Annotated in this window: 13 protein-coding genes; 5 read left to right on the top strand and 8 right to left on the bottom strand. The window is 57.6% G+C overall.

Annotated features, from left to right (window positions below):
* Window positions 1–30: 30 nt before the first annotated feature.
* Window positions 31–741: a hypothetical protein gene (locus ACFIO0_RS04320; protein ID WP_390913932.1), complete on the top strand. Its 711-nt coding sequence runs from the start codon at window positions 31–33 to the stop codon at window positions 739–741.
* A gap of 41 nt (window positions 742–782) precedes the next feature.
* On the opposite strand, the gene der is transcribed toward ACFIO0_RS04320, so the two are convergent.
* From der to ACFIO0_RS04305, 3 genes are all read right to left on the bottom strand, one after another.
* A complete protein-coding gene (gene der / locus ACFIO0_RS04315; protein ID WP_390913930.1) occupies window positions 783–2,264 on the bottom strand; it encodes a ribosome biogenesis GTPase Der in 1,482 nt (493 codons plus the stop codon).
* 71 nt (window positions 2,265–2,335) lie between these two features.
* Window positions 2,336–3,736, bottom strand: a complete 1,401-nt coding sequence (locus ACFIO0_RS04310) for a PQQ-binding-like beta-propeller repeat protein (RefSeq protein WP_390913928.1) — start codon at window positions 3,734–3,736, stop codon at window positions 2,336–2,338.
* A gap of 91 nt (window positions 3,737–3,827) precedes the next feature.
* Window positions 3,828–4,520 (bottom strand): hypothetical protein, encoded by a 693-nt coding sequence (locus ACFIO0_RS04305; RefSeq protein WP_390913926.1) that lies wholly within the window; start codon window positions 4,518–4,520, stop codon window positions 3,828–3,830.
* 290 nt (window positions 4,521–4,810) lie between these two features.
* Between ACFIO0_RS04305 and ACFIO0_RS04300 the strand changes: the two genes are divergently transcribed.
* From ACFIO0_RS04300 to ACFIO0_RS04290, 3 genes are all read left to right on the top strand, one after another.
* The gene (locus ACFIO0_RS04300; protein ID WP_390913924.1) at window positions 4,811–6,097 is read left to right on the top strand and encodes an efflux RND transporter periplasmic adaptor subunit; all 1,287 of its coding nucleotides are present in this window, start codon (window positions 4,811–4,813) and stop codon (window positions 6,095–6,097) included.
* The gene (locus tag ACFIO0_RS04295; protein ID WP_390913922.1) at window positions 6,094–9,951 is read left to right on the top strand and encodes an efflux RND transporter permease subunit; all 3,858 of its coding nucleotides are present in this window, start codon (window positions 6,094–6,096) and stop codon (window positions 9,949–9,951) included. The genes ACFIO0_RS04300 and ACFIO0_RS04295 overlap by 4 nt, the downstream gene beginning before the upstream one ends.
* A gap of 86 nt (window positions 9,952–10,037) precedes the next feature.
* Window positions 10,038–10,433: a DUF302 domain-containing protein gene (locus ACFIO0_RS04290; RefSeq protein WP_390913920.1), complete on the top strand. Its 396-nt coding sequence runs from the start codon at window positions 10,038–10,040 to the stop codon at window positions 10,431–10,433.
* Window positions 10,434–10,467: 34 nt separating this feature from the next.
* Here the strand turns inward: ACFIO0_RS04290 and ACFIO0_RS04285 are convergent, their stop codons facing one another.
* Both ACFIO0_RS04285 and ACFIO0_RS04280 read right to left on the bottom strand, forming a co-directional pair.
* Window positions 10,468–12,306, bottom strand: a complete 1,839-nt coding sequence (locus tag ACFIO0_RS04285) for an ABC transporter transmembrane domain-containing protein (RefSeq protein ID WP_390913918.1) — start codon at window positions 12,304–12,306, stop codon at window positions 10,468–10,470.
* 88 nt (window positions 12,307–12,394) lie between these two features.
* Complete coding sequence (locus ACFIO0_RS04280; protein WP_390913916.1) at window positions 12,395–13,783, bottom strand: LysM peptidoglycan-binding domain-containing protein; 1,389 nt, start codon at window positions 13,781–13,783, stop codon at window positions 12,395–12,397.
* Between the two features lie 153 nt (window positions 13,784–13,936).
* Between ACFIO0_RS04280 and ACFIO0_RS04275 the strand changes: the two genes are divergently transcribed.
* Window positions 13,937–14,488 carry a TIGR00730 family Rossman fold protein gene (locus tag ACFIO0_RS04275; RefSeq protein ID WP_390913914.1) on the top strand — a complete coding sequence of 184 codons (552 nt, stop codon included), beginning with the start codon at window positions 13,937–13,939 and terminating at the stop codon, window positions 14,486–14,488.
* Here the strand turns inward: ACFIO0_RS04275 and rarD are convergent.
* From rarD to ACFIO0_RS04260, 3 genes are all read right to left on the bottom strand, one after another.
* Window positions 14,425–15,345 (bottom strand): EamA family transporter RarD, encoded by a 921-nt coding sequence (gene rarD, locus ACFIO0_RS04270; protein WP_390913912.1) that lies wholly within the window; start codon window positions 15,343–15,345, stop codon window positions 14,425–14,427. The two genes, ACFIO0_RS04275 and rarD, sit on opposite strands and share 64 nt — an antisense overlap.
* Before the next feature lie 108 nt (window positions 15,346–15,453).
* Window positions 15,454–16,053, bottom strand: coding sequence for a Fe-Mn family superoxide dismutase (locus ACFIO0_RS04265; RefSeq protein ID WP_390913910.1), 600 nt, complete (start codon window positions 16,051–16,053; stop codon window positions 15,454–15,456).
* A 114-nt stretch (window positions 16,054–16,167) separates the two neighbouring features.
* Window positions 16,168–16,578 (bottom strand): hypothetical protein, encoded by a 411-nt coding sequence (locus ACFIO0_RS04260; RefSeq protein WP_390913908.1) that lies wholly within the window; start codon window positions 16,576–16,578, stop codon window positions 16,168–16,170.
* Between the last annotated feature and the right edge of the window lie 13 nt (window positions 16,579–16,591).

Here is a 16,591-nt window from a genome sequence, read left to right as displayed (position 1 = left end):
AACAATCACAATCGACCGGAGCCCCGCCTCATGACCGATGCCACCGCCCGCCTGACCGCTGCTTTGACGCTGATCCTAAGCGTTGCTTTTGCCGCATCGCCATTTCTGGTGCCTGGATTTGGCGGCTTTGATCCGAACCAGTTTCCGGTGCCGCAAATCAACCCAAGCATGCAGCCCGCAGGCTATGCGTTTTCGATCTGGGGGCTGATTTATCTGTGGCTGATCGCTGGTGCGCTCTTTGGGCTGTGGAAACGCCGCACGGACCCTGACTGGGCAGCGATGCGCCCTGCGTTGATGGTATCGCTGGCCGTCGGCGTCGGTTGGTTGCCTGTCGCACTCCTTAGCCCGCTGTGGGCGACCGTGTTGATCTGGTGCATGCTGATCCCGGCCCTGATCGCCCTGATGCGCGCACCTTTGGGCGATCGCGTTTGGGCCAGCTGGCCTGTCGGGTTGTACGCAGGCTGGCTCAGCGCGGCCAGCTCGGTTGCTTTGGGGTTGATCGCTGCGGGCTACGGATTTCTGAGCGAAACCACAGCAGCTTGGGTCTGTGTTGGGTTTGCGATTGTGCTGAGCTTTGCGATCCAGTGGCGATTGGCACGCGCACCGACTTACGGAATTGCGGTGATCTGGGCACTGATTGCCGTGGCTGTACGCAATGAATTTGCAGTGGATAGCGTTGCGGTTCTTGCAATTCTCGGTGCAATTGCAGTGGCTTGGCCAACGCTACGCGCGTTTAGATAACGTGGGGGTAAGGTGGGCGTGTCGCCCACCATCCCTTGCCGTCAGTCAGAGCGACGACCTTGCGTGTGTTTGCGCAATTTGGACGGCGGCGCTTTTTTACGGCCCTTGTAAGGGTTCTGGTCGTTCTGACCGCGCATGTACAAACGGATCGGCGTGCCCGGCATGTCAAAATCAACGCGCAAACCATTGACCAGATAGCGCGAATAGCTTTCCGGCACTTTGTCGGGGTGCGAACACATCACCACAAAGCCTGGAGGCCGCGTTTTCGCTTGGGTCATGTAGCGCAGCTTGATGCGTTTGCCTTGTGGCGCGGGGGGCGGATGCGCCTCCACCATGCCAGACAGCCAGCGGTTCAGATGTGCGGTGGTCACCCGACGGTTCCACATGTCGTATGCGCGCATAATGGCAGCCTGCAATCGATCCAACCCACGACCGGTCTTTGCAGAAACCGTGATCAGTGGTGCCCCACGCAACTGCGGCAACAGTCGCTCAAAGCTTTCTTTGAGATCCTTAAGCTTCGCCTGTTTTTCGTCCTCGACGTCCCATTTGTTGACCGCGATCACGACAGCACGCCCTTCGCGTTCCGCCAAATCGGCAATCCGTAAATCTTGTTGCTCGAACGGGATTTCAGCGTCCAGCAGAACCACCACAACTTCGGCGAATTTTACGGCACGCAGACCGTCCCCGACGCTGAGTTTCTCTAGTTTTCCCTGAACCTTAGCTTTTTTGCGCATGCCAGCGGTGTCAAAGATACGCATTGGCACGGCGGGTCCGTCCGCCCCCGCCCACTCGATCCGCAGCGAAATTGCATCGCGGGTGATCCCGGCCTCGGGACCTGTCAGCAAGCGTTCTTCGCCGAGGATTTTGTTGATCAGTGTGGATTTTCCCGCGTTCGGACGACCAACAACAGCAACCTGCAACGGTTTGGCGTTGGTCGGCACCGGCACGTAGTCAGGATCGTCTTCGTCCTCGTCAAACGCCACATCAATATCAGGCGTATCTGTTGCTTGATCCGCGCGCAGATCAAATTCATCAGACAGCGGTTGCAGTTGCGAATAGAGATCGTTCAGACCTTCGCCGTGTTCGGCAGACAGGCGGATCGGCTCGCCCAGACCCAACGAATAAGCTTCGATTACCCCAGCATCTGCGGCCGATCCTTCGCCTTTGTTTGCGGCCAAGATCACGTGATCCGCCCGCTTGCGCAGGATTTCAGCAAACACTTGGTCCGTCGGCGTCACCCCGACCCGTGCGTCGATCATGAACAGGCAAATATCAGCCATGTCCACGGCGCGTTCGGTCAGCTTGCGCATCCGTCCCTCAAGCGATTCATCAGTGGCCTCTTCGAGACCCGCCGTGTCGATCACGGTGAACTTGAGGTCCGCAAGGCGCGCAGCCCCTTCGCGCAGATCGCGGGTCACACCGGGCTGATCGTCGACCAAAGCCAGGCGTTTGCCGACAAGGCGGTTGAAAAGCGTCGATTTGCCCACGTTTGGGCGCCCGACAATGGCGAGGGTGAAGGACATCTGGTCCGCTCCGAATAACTGGGTGAGCCGCACAGACGCGGCTCGAAACGCTGCCTTAGACTATATCGCGTCTAACGGAAAGCGTGCAGTTGGCCTTTGCGCCCGACCACATACAGCGTGCTGCCGACAACGATAGGTGCAGTGGTGGCCCCGCCCGGTATTTCGCTAGAGGCAATCAACGACCCATCGCGCGGATCAAAACTGCGCAACATGCCGTCGTTTGAGGCGACAATCACCCGCCCACCGGCCACGATCGGCCCGTGGTGGGCAAAGATCTCGGCCGTCTTGCGCGGTTTATTCTTAAGGAAATTAGGCAGTTGCACGCCCCAGACACGCGATCCGTCGTTGGCGTCCAGTCGCACCAGCTCGTTTTTATCGGTCACGGCAAAAACGCTGTCGCCCGCAGGCCAAACCGGCCCAACGGCCCCGTCGCGGGCTGTCCAAAGGCGCGCGCCACTGCGCACGTTGATTGCGGCAATACGTCCAGCCTGGTTGCCTGCATACAGCACGGAACCGTCCACAACCGGCGTGCCTGTCACGTCATCGATGTTCGACAAGGCCCGCCCGGGGCGTTCGCCCAAAATGGACGCATCCCAGCGGCGCAAACCGCCACGACGGAACACGGCCTGCAATTCGCCGGACCCAAAGGCAAAGATCGCCAGATCATCCGCGACAACCGGTGCCGGTGCCCCTAGCACATTTGACACGCTGGCAGCGCCTGTGATTTGCCATTCGATCCGTCCGGTTTTGGTATCAAGTGCCCAGCCCGTGTCGTCCCCCGCAAGCACATAAACCAGATTGCCAGACACTGTTGGTTGGCCCGAGCCCGTCGCATTTAGCTGCTGGCGCCAGCGCACAGCACCGTTTGCCGCGTCCATTGCGACCAATTCGCCAAAGCCCAACGACACATACAGCGTGCCTTCGTGCACGGCCAAGCCGCCACCCGTCGCATCATCTTTGGAATCCCGAGGCGGGCGAATGTCTTTGGACCAAGCAGTTGCGCCGCTGGTGTTCGTTGCGGTGACTGTCGATGTGGCATCAAGCGTGTAGATTACGCCTTTGTCCGACACCGGATCTGCGGTGATACGGTGCTTGCGGCTGTCGCCTGCCCCGATGTTCGCGGACCATGCCAATTGCAACGATGATCCCAGTGCCGGGTGCGTCGTGCGGTAGGTCTGCGTGCCGGTCCCGTGGGTCCAGCTGGCGTTATTCGTGGTTTTACCCAGTGAAATCGCGCGGCTTTGATTTGCGGCGACTTCGTCAAGGTTGATTTGTTCTGCAGGGTCCTGCAGCACAGAGCGCAGCGTTTCGCGTTTGCCTTGCAGGATCACTTCGGGTTCCGAACAGGCCCCCAGGAAAATGGCCGACACCACAGCGGCCCCCGTCAAAAACGAAGGTCTGCGCACACTGCGGCGTGCGTCCGCGTCTGATCGGTCCGTGTTAAATCGAATGGATTTAGATCGCATCGTCATGGGTCTGCTCGCTTTGTTGCGGTCCTGTCTTTTGCGCAGGATGTGACCGTTTTGGTCATTGCATCGTTGCGCAACGTGTCGTCGCTCGTGGCTAGTTACCTGTGCCTGCGGCTGCTGGGCCGGTCACTTGGCTAAGGTCGGGTTCTACGCCCAAGGCCACCATCACCTGTAGGACGCGCTGTTGCAAGTCCGCCGTAACTTCGCTGTCGTCCAGAATGGCTTGCAAACGCGCGGTTGCGCTGTCGGTATTGCTTTGTTCGATGTCGATGAACGCCAATTGCTCTTCGGCCAAAAGCCGCAGGGCATTGCCGGGCTGGGCCAATTCGCTGTAACCGTTCGCGCGCTCTTCGAGGCTAAGGTTGGCGGCATTGACGCCCAAGGCTTTGAATGTTGCGATCTGGCGATAGATCAGCGGCAACTCGTTTGTGTTCGCCACAGTTTGTAGCGTTTCAGCCGCGCCTGCTGCATCGCCTGCATCGGTTTGCTGCGCCGCAGTCATGAACGCCAGAACAGCACCGGCGGCAGGATCGCCAGCCTCAACCGTTTGCAGTGCGGCGACACGGGCGTCCGCCTCGTTCAGCTCAAGCGCGTTCATCATGCCGTCGCCCAATGCCTCGGCTTGACCGCGCGCAATCCGTTTGTTGTTTTCGGAATATCCAACACCGCCGACCAGCAGCAGCACGGCCACAACGCCGATCCAGCCGTATTTACGAAGCGCTGCAAACAGCTTGTCGCGGCGGACTTCGTCGTTGACCTCTTCGATGAAACTGTCTGTGTCGCTCATTTTGATCCCCAAATGCGCTGGATGCGCACGATCTAACCTGTGACCTATTCAAGGTCGTTAACGCCTCTCTTAACCCGCCAAAAGCACCAAGCCAAGGGCTGCGAGGTCGCAATTGTCATCGGGCGGATTTGAGCGCCGCGATACGTCGCACCCTTTGGCAATTTTGGGTCATTGCAAGCCCTTTGCGAAAAAAGTAATCTGAACTGGTTAGTTTAGCGCACAAGAGTACCTATCTAGCGTATCACAGGACCTACATTTCGGGCCCAAGCAAAGTCAAATCGAGGCGATACATGCGAATTTTTCCTTTAATTACAGCCATTGCGGTGGCGGTCTTGTTGTATTTTGCGATTATCGAACGCGATAGAGCACTGGAGTTTTTAGGGCTACGTGAACCCGCAGACGTCGCCCAAAACGCTACCGACGACGCAGAAAACCCGGCGCGTGAGGCAAAAACCGAAAATTTAATCAAGGTTGTCGCCCAGCATTCAGTTGCACAGAAAATTGATAGTGCGGTGGTGTTGCGGGGCCAAACGCAAGCTGCGCGGCAGGTGGATGTGCGCTCAGAAACATCCGCAACAGTGTTGTCTGCCCCTTTGCGCAAAGGCACCTTTGTCGAGACCGGCCAGTTGCTGTGCCAGCTTGATCCGGGAACCCGTGGCGCGACCCTCGCCGAAGCCAAGGCACGACTGGCCGAAGCCAGAGCCCGCCTGTCCGAAGCGGAAAGCCGCGTGCCAGAATCACGTGCCAGAATCCTGGAGGCCAACGCCGTTTTGGAAGAGGCCATGACCAACCAGAACGCCGCCACCAAGCTGAGCGTCGACGGTTTCGCCTCTGACACCCGCGTCAAAAGCGCAAACGCACAAGTCGCGGCAGCAGAAGCCAGCATCGAGGCTGCGAATTCTGGCCTAAGTGCTGCGCGATCCGGCATTCAATCTGCTGCGGCCGGCATCGAATCTGCCCAAGCCACCGTGGCTGCCGCCCAAAAAGAACTGTCCCGTCTGGATATCAAAGCGCCGTTCGCAGGGCTGCTAGAAAGTGACACTGCGGAATTGGGCAGCTTGTTGCAGCCCGGATCGTTGTGCTCGACCGTCATTCAGTTGGACCCGATCAAACTGGTCGCATTTGCCCCGGAAACCGAAGTTGATCGTATCGAATTGGGTGCAACTGCTGGTGCGCGTTTGGCCGCAGGTGGCGCACAAGTAGTCGGCAAAGTCACATTCCTGAGCCGCAGCGCAGATCCGACCACACGCACATTCCGCGTCGAAATCGAAGTGCCAAACAAAGATCTGAAAATCCGCGATGGTCAAACCGCAGAAATCTTGATTGGCGCGGCTGGCGCACAGGCGCATCTGGTGCCCGGCTCTGCCCTGACATTGAACAACGACGGCGCATTGGGCCTGCGGGCCGTGGATGACACCGGCCTCGTGCAATTCCACCAGGTAGAAATGCTGCGCGACACGGTCGACGGTGTTTGGTTGGCAGGCTTGCCTGACACACTGGACATTATTGTTGTGGGCCAAGACTACGTAACTGCTGGCGTAAAAGTCGCGCCCACATTCCGCGAGGTCACCCAATGACCGGTCTAGTCGATTGGGCCGCCTCGCGCGCCCGCATGGTCATCGCCTTTGTGGTGCTCTCGATTTTGGTCGGGGGCTTTGCCTATTCCACCCTGCCGAAAGAAGGCGAACCAGACATCGAAATCCCGATGTTGATCGTGTCTGTCCCGTTTCCCGGCATTTCGGCCACTGACAGTGAAACCCTGTTGGTCAAACCGATGGAAAACGAATTTGCCGATCTGTCGGGTTTGAAAAAGATGACCGGAACGGCAGCAGAAAACTACGCCAACGTGGTGCTGGAATTTGAATTTGGCTGGGACAAAACCCAAGTCATGGCGGACGCGCGCACCGCCATGAGCAACGCCGAGGCCGAGTTCCCGTCAGGCGCCGATCAATATTCGATCACCGAGTTCAACTTTTCCGAATTCCCGATCATCATCGTGAACCTGTCAGGCCCTGTACCCGAGCGCACAATGGCGCGTGTTGCCAAAGAGTTGCAGGACGAGCTTGAGGCGCTGGATGCAGTTCTTGAGGCCGCGATCACCGGCAACCGCGACGAGATGCTAGAGGTGGTCATCGACCCTCTGCGCCTTGAGGCCTACAACGTCACCGCGGGCGAATTGATCAACGTTGTGCAGAACAACAACCAGCTGATTGCAGCGGGCGAGGTCAGCACGGATCAAGGCACGTTTTCCGTCAAAATCCCGTCGTCCTTCACCGAACCGCGCGACGTTTACAACCTGCCGGTCAAGACCAATGGCGACCGCGTTGTCACCCTTGGCGATCTTGCGCAGATCAATTTGACCTTTGAGGATCGCGAGGCCACGGCCCGCTTTAACGGCGATGACACCGTCGCGTTGCAAGTCGTCAAACGCAAAGGCTTTAACCTGATCGACACGGCCACAACCGTGAAACAGATCGTCGCGGACCGCTCTGCCGAGTGGCCCGAAGGTCTGATCGCAGCCGTCGAAGTTGGCACGTCAAATGACCAATCGCGCGTCGTGGATTCGATGGTCAAACAGCTGCAAGGATCGGTCTTTACCGCCATCGCCTTGGTGATGATCGTGGTGCTAGCGGCCCTTGGCTTGCGCGCCGCCTTGCTGGTCGGTTTCGCCATTCCCACGTCATTCCTGCTGTGTTTTGCGATGCTTGCCGTCATGGGCATTTCGATCTCGAACATCGTGATGTTTGGCCTGATTTTGGCCGTTGGCATGCTGGTGGATGGTGCAATCGTGGTGGTCGAATACGCTGACAAACGACAGGCCGAAGGGGCCGGTCCGATGGCCTCTTACGTCGATTCAGCCAAGCGCATGTTCTGGCCGGTGATTTCATCAACCGCCACAACGCTTTGCGCGTTCCTACCGATGCTGTTCTGGCCCGGCGTTCCGGGACAATTCATGGGCATGCTGCCCGTCACGCTGATCTTTGTCCTCAGCGCGTCACTGGTTGTCGCCCTTGTCTACCTGCCCGTTATGGGCGGTGTCATCGGCCGTCTGATCGACGTGGTCCGCAACAGTGTGAACGCCGTTGCGCGGCTGCCCTTGCTGATCAATCTGCTGCTGCCGTTGATCGCAGGCATCGTGCCATTTGCCGCCCTCGGCATCGGTGCATTGTTCGGCATTATCTCGCTGGAATTCGCAAATCTGGACGGCCTTAACATCATTGGCAGTGTCGTTCCGACATTCTTGACCGTCTTCATTTTAGGCGTTGGCGTTGTGTTCTTGGGCTTTGTCGCATTGGGCAGTATCCTGATCGCGATGTGCGCGGTTTTCGCGTTCCTTCCCCGTCTTGGACGCGGCGGCGCATGGTTGCTGCAACGCCTGATCGGCAAGCGTCACAAGACCGTGCGCTCAGGCTACAAACGCTCGGGCTTTGGGCATCTCATGGAATTCATTGTCGGCAATCCGATTATGCCGCTGGTCATGGCAGGCTTCGTGTTTGTGTTCGTTGGGGTCACGATGATCTACTTTACCAACAACAACAAAGGCGTTGAATTCTTTGTAGAATCCGAACCTGAACAGGCCATCGTTTACGTCCTTGCGCGGGGCAATCTGTCATTGCAAGAAAAGGATGATCTGGTCCGTCAGGCAGAAGACATCGTACGCCTGCACCCTGGCATCGACACCGCATTTTCCTTTGCGGGCAACGGTGGCTTGAACGCCAACACAGGCGGCGCGCAGGCCCCAAAAGACACCATTGGCCAGATCCAGTTGGAAACGATTCCGTGGGAAGATCGCCCGAACGCGACCAAGCCATGGTTCACCATTCCGTTCATCGGCTACACCGTCAACCAAGAGGTTAAGGCCGAGGCATTTGACGGCGACACGGTCATCGACGAACTGATGGTATCGCTCGCGACGTTGCCCGGGATCAAGGTCGAAATCCTCAATCTGTCGCGCGGTCCTGCCAGCGGCAAACCCGTGCATTTGCGGATCAAAGGCGACAATTGGGACGACCTGATAACGGCGACATCACTGGCGCGCCAACAGTTCGACGCGACCCCCGGCTTGGCCCTGATCGAAGACACACGCCCCCTGCCCGGCATCGATTGGCAGATCAACGTGGACGTCGAAAAAGCCGGTCGCTACGGCGCGGACGTGGCCACAGTTGGGGCCATGGTTCAGCTGGTCACGCGCGGCATTTTGCTCGACACGATGCGCGTTGATTCCTCTGACGAGGAAATTGAAATTCGCGTGCGCCTGCCCGAAAAAGACCGGGTTCTCAGCACTCTTGATACGCTCAAGGTACGCACAGCAGATGGGCTTGTTCCGCTTGCCAATTTCATCACCCGCACACCTGTCCCCAAGCTGGCCGAAGTCAGCCGTATCGATCAAAAGCGGTTCTTTGACATCAAGGCCGACGTGACAGCAGGTTTGCAAAAACTGATCCGATCGGCTGATGTCGATGGCGCAGAGGTCGAGCAAATCGTGGCGACATTGCTGCCGTCTGACCTCGCAGATGTGACGGCCGTGGATGGCAAAACCTATGCCGTTCTGGATCAGTCGGATCCGTCGGTGAACCTGCAAAGTGACCTGAATTCCGGCGCGCTGCGCATGATCCCGGTCAATCCCGGCGAACGCATTGCCCAGCTCGATAAATGGCTGGAAACCAAGCCATTTGCCAATGGGTTGACCCATGAATGGACCGGCGATCAAGAAGACCAAGCAGAATCCGGCGCGTTCCTTGCCAACGCCTTTATGGGTGCGCTGGGGTTGATGTTCATCATTCTGCTCGCGCAATTCAACAGCTTTTACAACGCGATCCTCGTTCTTGCAGCGGTGATCCTGTCGACAACTGGCGTGCTGATCGGGATGCTGGTGATGGATCAACCGTTCTCGATCATTATGACGGGTACGGGGATTGTCGCGCTCGCCGGGATCGTGGTGAACAACAACATTGTTTTGATCGACACCTATCAGGAATACGAACGCTACATGCCGCGGATCGAAGCAATTATCCGCACCGCACAAGATCGCATTCGCCCGGTTTTGCTGACAACGATCACGACAATGGCGGGCCTTGCTCCGATGATGTTTGGGCTGTCACTGGACTTTGGTGCAGGCGGATACACCGTCGACAGCCCCACTGCGCTATGGTGGAAACAGCTGGCAACAGCCGTGGTCTTTGGCCTTGGGATCGCGACAGTTTTGACGCTGATGGTCACGCCGTCCCTGCTGGCAATGCGCGTTTGGGCCACGACCTACGTGCTGTGGTTTGCGCAACTTCTGGGCAAGCTGTCCTTGGGGCGCGCCAGCAATTCCGCACGTGATTGGGCCCTGCAACGGCAGTCAAAACACTCCGAGAACCGTGAGTTGATTTGGGATTTTGATGGCGACGTGGCAGACTTGCCTGTGTCTCTGCGCGCGGCTGAATAGACCCCCGCGCTTAACATCAAAGTGATGAGACATTCCGGATCAATTGTGTTGTCTTGCGCGTTCAAGGCAACACAAAGGATCTCTGAATGACCCAACTGATCACGAAACCTAGCCCGCATTCCGTGGACGTCACGTTGGACCGCCTAGAGGCGGCGATCAAAGGGGCCGGAGCCATCGTGTTTGCCCGTGTTGATCACGCCAAAGGGGCGGCGTCCGTCGATCAAGTCTTGCGACCGACGCAGATGTTGATGTTCGGAAATCCGATGCTGGGAACGCCGTTGATGCAGGCTGCACAAACGGCGGGTTTGGATTTACCGTTGCGGGTGGTCTGCTATCAAAATGCATCTGGTGACGTGCACCTCAGTTACCACGCGCCTGCAGAAATTGCGGCCACTCACAGCGTACCCAGCGACGCCGAGACCATAACCAAAATGACCGGCGCGCTCGACAATTTGACCAACAAAGCCATCGCTGCGGATTGAACGTAAGGTGGGCGTGTCGCCCACCACCTTCGCTTTAGGCGACCATTTCATCAGCTTGCTGGCGATGCCACAGCTGCGCATACCGCCCGTTGCGCGCAATCAAGGCATCGTGCGTGCCAGTCTCGACAATCTCGCCCTGTTCCAAAACCACGATCCGATCTGCCTCGGCAATCGTGCTCAGGCGATGCGCGATCGTCAAAACCGTGCGCCCGCGACCAACCCGCATCAACGCCTCTTTGATGTCTTGTTCAGTCTCAGAATCCAGCGCCGAGGTCGCCTCGTCCAGCAGCAAAATCGCAGGGTCCTTAAGCAGCGTTCGCGCGATGCCCACTCGTTGCTTTTCGCCCCCTGACAGCTTCAACCCGCGCTCGCCAACCGTCGTCTCGTACCCATCCGGCAGCGAAACGATGAAATCGTGGATTTGGGCAGCACGCGCAGCCTCTTCGATCTGCTCCACACTTGCCCCGTCCTGGCCGTAGGCGATGTTGTAGCGGATCGTGTCGTTGAACAGCACCGTGTCTTGCGGCACGACGCCAATGGCCGCATGCAGGCTGGTTTGCGTCACATCGCGCACGTCCTGCCCGTCGATCCGCAACGCCCCGTCGCCCACGTCGTAAAACCGGAACAACAACCGCCCGATGGTGGATTTACCCGACCCAGTGGACCCGACAATCGCCACCATTTCACCTGGTTCGGCAACAACTGAAATCCCTTTGAGGATCGCGCGCTGTGGATCGTAGCCAAAATGCACGTTGTCCAGTTCGATCCGCCCGCCGGTGACCACCAATTCCTGTGCATCAGGGGCGTCCTTGACCTCGGCTGGCTGTTCCAGCAGGTCAAACATTTCGCCCATGTCGACCAGCGCCTGACGGATTTCGCGGTAAACTGTGCCCAAAAAATTCAGCGGCAGCGTAATCTGGATCATGTAGGCGTTGACCATGACAAAATCGCCCACCGACAGCGCGCCATTTTGCACCCCTACAGCCGCCAGAACCATCACACCGACAAGGCCGCAAGTGATGATGAATGACTGTCCAAAGTTCAGGCCCGCCAGCGAATACGACGTCTTAAGTGCTGCCGCCTCGTATTGCTCCATCGCGCTGTCATACCGCGCCGCTTCGCGCCCTTCGGCCCCGAAATACTTGACCGTTTCGTAGTTCAGCAGGCTGTCGATGGCCTTTTGATTGGCGTCCGTGTCTTGGTCGTTCATCACTTTGCGCAGTTTGACCCGCCATTCCGTGACCTGAAATGTGAACCAGACATACAGCGAAATCGTGACGCCCAAAACTGCCAGATACCACATGTCAAAATACAAGGCGAAGATGACCGAAATCATCAGCAATTCCAAAATCAATGGCCCAATGGAAAACAGCAAGAACCGCAGCAAAAATTCGACGCCTTTGACACCACGTTCGATGATCCGGCTCAGCCCGCCAGTCTTGCGAGTGATGTGATAGCGCATGGACAGCCGGTGAATATGCTCAAACGTTTCTAGCGCCAACATCCGCAGCGCACGCTGTGCCACAGGCGCAAAGATGGCGTCGCGAAGCTGTTGAAACCCAACGTTAAAAACCCGCCCCAGCCCGTAGGCAACGGTCAGACCAATCGCGCCTAACGCCAGCGGGTTCACCCCATCGCCGCCCATCGCATCAACGGCGCGTCCAAAGATGAACGGCGTGCCAATGGCAACCAGTTTGGACATAAACAACGCGATCATCGCCCAAACGACGCGCCGTTTGACCCATGCTTTGTCGGCGGGCCAAAGATAGGGCGCAACTTTGCGCAAGGTGCGAATGCCAGAGGCGCGCGCGCGCTCGTTTTCACTAAGTGCAGGCGCTTGATCGGGCGGAGTAACAGCAGTTTCGGGGGGCATAAATCGTCCTAGACAGTTCAGTGCCTAGACATAGGGCGCACGCAGGGGATGTGCCAGCGTTTCGCCCTATTTTTCTGAGTGTGTGCGTTTATTCCGGCAGCTCGAACACCTGACCCGGATAGATCAAATCAGGGTTGCGGATGCTGTCTTTGTTGGCGTCGACCACCCGCACAAACAAGGTGCCGTCACCGTAACGATCACGCGCGATGGCCCACAGGGTTGCTCCGGTTTGAACGGTTATCGCCTTGACCGGCGCATCAACCTCGCGTTGCGCGGCGGCCAAAATCGCCGGCGCTTCGCGTTTGAAGGGCGTTTCAACACGGCTGGTGACGTCGCCAACATCGTCGACCTCGTCCACGCGCAGGGTGTAAATGCCGGTGTCCACGTCCGGCAAATCGCCGCGCCAGCGCCCTTTGGTGTCGACCTCAAGCGTCGTGACAACTGCGTTGTTCAGGTAGACCCGCACGACAGACGCTTGCGATTGCGCCCGCCCGCTTAGCAACACGTCGCCGTCTTGCGAATAGCTAATGGTATCGATCGCCACGTTTGACATGACGTCCGGCGCGCTGGAGCGGTTGATGATTTCAACGCCGGTTTCGTTCGATTTGAGGATCGCGACCTGTTCGGTGACAGGCTCTGGCGTGGTCTGCGGATCGGGTGCCGCCGTTGTTTCAGGCACCGCAGGTTCTGGTGCCTCAAGCGTTGCGACTTCGGTCACAGGTTCCACCGGCGTTGCAACTGTCTCAGGCTCCACTTGCGTTGCAACTGCCTCAGGCTCCACTTGCGTTGCAACTGCCTCAGGCTCCACTTGCGTTGCAACTGCCTCAGGCTCCACTTGCGTTTCGACCCTTGCGGCAGGCGCAGTTTCAGTAGCAGCAACACCCCCAACCACACGCGTGGCTTCGGCAGCGGGTTCGATAATTTCAAGCGTCGCTTTGGCCGCGGGTTCCGCCGATCCGACAACACGCGCACGCGGTGCTAAAATGATGTCATCGGCAGCCAGATCAACGCCGCCGGTCCGTTGCAAAATGGTCAAAACCTGCGCATCGCCGTTCGGCAACAGGAATGTCACCGCAGCAAACGCCCCGTCATTGCCCGCCTGCACAGTCATGTTTTCAACGCCATCAACCAGCAAAACCACGTCGCTGCCCGGCTCTGCGCGCCCGGCGATCACGGTCAACCCGTCGGCCTCATTGCGCACTTCATCCACGGTAGGCGCCGTCGCGGTGTCTTGGGTTGCTGGCGCGGGCGTCTCGGGTTGCGTTGCAACGGCTGCTAGCTCTGGGGCGGCCACAGCGGGCTCAACGGCGACAACTGCTGTTTCAGGTGGCGCGACCATTACCACCGCCGGAGGCGTGGCATCTTTTGGTGCCAAAACGCCCAGATACGCACCGACACCAATGGAGCCGACCACGAACACGCCTGCTCCGGCGATCAGTCCGGAATTGGATCCTAAAAAGGCTGCTAGTTTGCTCATCAATCGGTCCCCTGAACGGTGGTGCCAAATGGGCGGCAACTGTCTGCCCATATGCTTTGCGCATCACGATTGAGCTTACATACCAAGCGCGCTATCACCGGTCAAAACCCGCGCTATCACATTTCCATTATTTGTCATCAATCGGAGCCAACCATGCTGCCAAAATCTGTCTGTGTTTACTGTGGATCACGCATGGGCGCGGACCCTGCCTATGCCAAAGACGCCCATGATCTGGGCGAAGCACTGGCGCGCAATGATTGGCGTTTGGTCTATGGTGCGGGCGACGTTGGCCTGATGGGCACGGTGGCGCGTTCGGCCCAAGCAGCTGGCGCTGTGACCTTTGGCGTGATCCCGCAACATCTGGTAGATTGGGAGGTCGGCAAGACCGATTTGACCACATATGTTGTCACCGAAACCATGCACGAGCGTAAGAAAGTCATGTTCATGAACTGCGATGCTGTGGTGGTTTTGCCCGGTGGTGCCGGATCACTAGACGAGATGTTCGAAGTGTTGACATGGCGCCAATTGGGCTTGCACAAAAAACCAGTTATCCTAGTAAATACAAACAGGTACTGGACACCCTTGATGCAATTGATGAAGCATGTCGTAGCGCAAGGTTTTGCGGACGCCAGCGTGCTCGATTACATCACTGAGGTGCCGGATGCTGCGGCTGGCGAGGCCGCATTGCGCGCGGCTTTGTCCTGAAGCCACAACACGCTGGAATAGATGATCAGCGCCGTCCAGATCAACGCAAATGCCACCACGTGCCACCCTGTGAACAACTCTGAAAACACCACAACCGCGCAGAAAAATTGCAAGGTCGGGTTCAAATATCCGACCAATCCAATGGTCGCCATGCTGGCGTGGCGAGCCGCATAGCTGAACATAATCAACGGTACCGCCGTCAAAGGCCCTGCAAAAATCAACAATGCCGTCGTGGTAAAATCACTGCCAAACGCGGCGTGCCCATTGTGCCATGAAAGCCACAGAAACAGGGCGGCAAAGGGCGCGACCAGCACAACTTCGGCTGTGACAGAGACCACCGGCCCCACCTCTAGTTGCTTTTTGATGACGCCGTAGATGGCGAATGTGATGGCCAGCGTCAGCGCGATCCACGGCGCGCCGCCCAAGCCATAGGTCAGCACACAAACGCCGGCTGCCGCGAGCGCGATTGCGCCCCACTGCACCGTGCTTAGGCGTTCGGAAAACAGCGCCCAGCCCAGCACCACCGACACCAGCGGGTAGATGTAGTAACCAAGGCTGCTTTGGGTGGCACGCCCGGTTTCGATCGCCCAGATAAACAGGAACCAATTGGCAAGGATCAACAAGGAGGCCGTCGCCGTGATTGCGCATGTGCGCCAATTGGCGAACGCACGACGCATTTCGCCCAGCCGTCCTTGGATACCTAAAAGGACCACAAAGAAAATGAACGACCAGAATGTGCGATGCGCCAGCACTTCGATGGCAGGCACGTGGCTGATTTGCTTGTAGATCAGTGCGGACAAACCCCAGATCGTGCAGCAGCCGATCATGGCGAGGATGCCTTTGGCGGCTGACGTCATTGGGGTTCCTTTGGCAATAGCCTAGCTTTGCGCCAAATCCCCCGTTCCTGCAACGCAAAACGCCCCGACGGTGAGGTCGAGGCGTTTAGGTGTTCTATCGTCGCGTGATTACATGCGGGATGCGACGTTTTCCCAATTGACCAAGTTGTCCATGAAGTTGGTCAGATAGACCGGACGCTTGTTGCGGAAATCGATGTAGTAGGAATGTTCCCACACATCACAGCCCAGCAAAGCCGTTTGGCCAAAGCACAGCGGGTTCACGCCGTTTTCGGTTTTTGTGACCTTTAGGCCGCCGTCGGTGTCTTTGACCAACCAGCACCAGCCAGAACCAAACTGGCCCGCGCCAGCCGCTGCGAATTGAGCTTTGAAATCGTCAACGGAACCAAAGCTATCCTTGATCGCCGCTTCCAATTCGGATGGCATCGCGGATGCGCCCGGGCTCATCATTTCCCAGAACTGGTTGTGGTTCCAAAGCTGGCTGATGTTGTTGAAGATGCCGTTTTGCGCGACAGAGGATGCGTCATAGGTGCCGGTGATGATGTCCTCAAGGGATTTACCCTCCCATTCGGTGCCCGCAATCGCCGCGTTGCCGTTGGTGACATAGGCGTTGTGGTGCAGGTCGTGGTGGAATTCCAGCGTTTCAGCAGACATGCCGTTGCCGGCCAGCGCATCATGGGCGTAGGGAAGATCGGGAAGTGTAAAAGCCATGTTCGGGCCTCCTGTTGGGATGAAATCTAAGTCTTCACTGACACGAAGCGCGCAGGCGTGCAAGATCAAGGGCCCTGCACGTAATTTTCTGCAATTTCGCCGTTTGTTCGACGGCTACACAGGCTTACACCGGCCATTGCCACTTTCGCGATTGTCATACCCATGCACAGTAGCACTGATCGTGAACGACTGGCGGCCTTGATCAAATCGAACTGTATAAGCGGTTTTTATCGTTCCATCGCTGCTGGTAGGGACGTCCAGAGTAAGCTTTAGACGGTATTTTTGGTCAGAGATTTTAACAGCTTTTGCTGTGAACGGTTTATGAGTATTTAGTCTATCATTGGAAAAATACAGATCTGCCGTGGTCGCGTCTGGTTCAATCACAATGTACATTTCTGATGGAATAAACCCACCTCTCGATGCTTTCGAGGTGATTTCGCAACTGTACGTACTGGGTGCAGCAATCGCCTGCGAACCCAATGTCATGGCACCCATCACGGCGGCCGCTTTAAATGCTTGTTTCAAAGACTAATTCCCC

This window comes from Pseudosulfitobacter sp. SM2401, assembly GCF_042932805.1.
GTDB lineage: Bacteria > Pseudomonadota > Alphaproteobacteria > Rhodobacterales > Rhodobacteraceae > Ascidiaceihabitans.
This window is presented reverse-complemented; position numbering and strand designations above follow the sequence as displayed.